This is a genomic window from Chryseobacterium echinoideorum (assembly GCF_007474535.1).
GTDB lineage: Bacteria > Bacteroidota > Bacteroidia > Flavobacteriales > Weeksellaceae > Chryseobacterium > Chryseobacterium echinoideorum.
The window spans coordinates 1-3,228 of the sequence record NZ_VKNW01000025.1 but is presented as its reverse complement, the minus strand read 5'-3'; the positions used below and the strand labels follow the sequence as shown (position 1 = coordinate 3,228).

Here is a 3,228-nt window from a genome sequence, read left to right as displayed (position 1 = left end):
AGAGAACCACCAATATTGCTTCCGACGAAGTGAAATTATATGCCAAAGCCAAACTCATTGGTTTTAATACCTCTTTAACAGATGTTACAGAAAAGAAAGACACTCAAAAGCATCTTACAGTCAATAATGAAGAAGAAGTTTACAGAGCAATAATAGGAGATAAAGATGGAAGAGCAAGGCACAATCCTGTAGATTATGACATCATAAGTTGGGTATATGCCAACACAACGTATCCGAAAGATACAAAACTGAAAGTAAAGATCTTTGAGGATATCAATTGGTCAATAGATCCGGACTGTAAAGAACTGGAAGTAACCGAAGCCGTAAAAGAAGATGGCACATTGGTAGCAGAAATCAATTGGGGCAAGTTAAAAGATGCCAAACAAAATAAAAAGACAAAGAAATACTATGCTGTCATTTATGATAAAGATGATAATAAATTATTAGATGGCAGCAAAAGTACTACAATATGTTCTACGGTTTTAATGCCACAAAGTGAATTACAAAAACAGGCAAGTTATGCAGGTGCGGTTATTGTGGGAAGCGAGAATATTAATACGGGAGGAAATAATTGTGGGGGAAAATTCTGCATAAAAAAAGGAAGTCCTAAAAGTGAGCTCATTAGAGAAATTAATATTAGATTAGCTGGATTTGGAGGAAATGTACCTACTGATGAGTTTACAGATAGAACAGAAAAAATGATTAAACAGTTCCAAAGAGATTATATGAAGGTTCCTGAAACCGGAAAAATCTGTGGAAATGTGCTGAAAGCGATTGATGAATTTCAAGCAAAATATCCGATAAATTTTGATGAGATTAAATGTAAATGTGGCTCTTGTACTGGATATGGAAAAGAAAGAAACAGCGAAGAATACCAAAATACTAAAATATTAGAGAAACATAGAAAATATGAATACCCAGGCGTTCATAGAAGTTTACTTTGGTGTTATCGCGCATCACAATTTTACATAAACAAAGACACACAACTTAATTTTAAAACAAAATGGGTGGAATCAGGTTATAGATGTCATGATCACTATATCTATAAAAGGGATAAAACTACAAATCATTGCGGAAAAGCCTTAGATATTCATTATAATATTCTTAGTACAGGTCAAAGAACGAAGAATAACGATGATATGAATAAGATAAGAAAAGATATATTTATGAAATATACTGGAGCTAAACAAGATTGGAATTCAGGCAAAGATATATTTTATTTAGAATCTTTTGCAACAACATGGATTCATGTTGATGTAAGGGAGTTTTCTCAAGAATATTTGACTAAAAAATATTTTGTCAAAAACCTTTCTGAATTAAATGGTAAAAGTATAGTTCAATTAGCAAATGAATTAGGTTTCAAAGATATGTGCAGTTGTGGAGGAGGATTTTCTTCTGATAATTCAAATAACTCAAATAATGGCGGAAAAAATAAATATAAATGGGCACATAGCGAATTTGGAAATATCCTTGCACAAGAAGAATCAGGCGATGATTATAATATATGTAATAAAACCAAAGGTGGCTTAGAGATTATCCGTAATGTAAAAATTACTGAACTTACAGTAAAAGAAATCCAACAAAAGCAGAAAGATAGAGATATTTTTGCCATAGGCAGATACCAACTTATTCCTGATACTTTTAATAGTGCAATTGCAAGTTTGGGGCTTGATAGTAATCAAAAAATGGATAAAGAAACACAAGATAAAATTTTTGATGAATATCTGATTAAAGTTAAAAGGCCTAAAATTATTGCATATCTCGAAGGAGGTGGAACTGTTGAAGATGCAATGTATTCATCAGCACTAGAGTGGGCAAGTGTAGGTGTTGAAAAAGGCAAACGCATAAGCGATAAAGTAAAGAAAGATAAAAATGGTAAAGTAATTTCAAGAACCGAAAGATATGCTCATGGTGGAGAATCTTATTATGCAGGAGATGGATTAAATAAATCTCATATTACTCCTGAACAAATTAAAAACGCACTAATTAATTCAAAAAATGCAAACAAATAAAATTTTAGTATTAAATATTTTACTGTTCCTTTTTGTAGGTTGTAAAAAAGATATAAATGCACAACATACTATTAAAACTTTAAATACAGCTAAAGTCAAAAAAATAGAACCCTTAACAAATGAAATTAATTATTTAGATAAAATTCAAGAAAAATCATTTGTAGTTAGTTGTGGTTCAGGTTGTGCTATGACATATACAACAGAGCAAATAATAAAAAATGAATCTTCTTATAAAGTGAAGTTTAAAGTGGAAATGTATATTAATGAGGTCTTATCTGATACATATAATGAAACATATTTATTTGTATATGATAATTCTAATAAAATAGATAAAATTATATTGGAAGGGACGCAAAGGAATGCATTGGAGACATTACCAAAAGGAGCACAAGAATCATTCAGAGAATTTAGTGACAATTTAAATAAACCTTTAAAAGAAAATAGTGTAGGAAAGAGCATTAAATTTTCTAGTTCAATTTTGCCATATCAAAAAAAAATTAATATAGATAAAGTTTCTTACCAATCAATGTCCGTTAATAGCATTAAAGGTTTATCTGAATTTTCATGTGGCGAAGACAAAATTAGATATATTCCTTTAGATAAGATTGAAAAAGTAAATCTGATTTTAATCCCAATGGATTGTGGAGATTCTCCGTATCGATATTATTTAATTTCAATTTTTAACAATTCTGTTGCTTCCAATTTATATGTAGAAGGAGAATCAGATGAACCTGAAAACAATGAAACTCCTGAAAAAACAAGTTTCACAATTGATAAAAATTCCATTTTAACGGTAAAAACGACAAATAAAAATTTTGAGAATGGAATAAATAAAGAAAAAAAATATAAAATAACCGATCTAGGTAAAATAGTTGAAGTGAAATAAGTATCCAAAAGAGACAAAAGACTAAAAAATATAGATGGATATATATAATCTTGGAGAAAATATGAATCTTAAATTTGTTTTAATAAACTAAAATGGAAAATGTTTCATTTAGTTGAAACGGACTGACTCATACATTCTTACCAAACAAGAACAATAGGGTTGTAAAAATAAGTGAAAAATAATTTTTTGTAAAATGGCAAATGCTTTTGGCTCAAAAGCGAAACATGAGGAAGATGACTGGTATTTTGAAGTGAAGCATAATGATATTATAAGCTATCAGAAAAACGGTCCGTTGAAAGTAGGTAAAAGTATCCGTTTTAGTATTGGAAA

The 3,228-nt window shown here is 29.7% G+C and carries 2 protein-coding genes; both read left to right on the top strand.

The genetic code is table 11. The annotated features are described in order from the left end of the window. Positions 1–2,012, top strand: a 2,012-nt coding sequence (locus FOL89_RS17655) for a peptidoglycan-binding domain-containing protein (protein ID WP_185147012.1), incomplete at its 5' end; no start/stop codon positions are given. After that, positions 1,999–2,898 (top strand): hypothetical protein, encoded by a 900-nt coding sequence (locus FOL89_RS17410; protein WP_144284022.1) that lies wholly within the window; start codon positions 1,999–2,001, stop codon positions 2,896–2,898. The genes FOL89_RS17655 and FOL89_RS17410, both read left to right, overlap by 14 nt. Positions 2,899–3,228 lie beyond the last annotated feature (330 nt).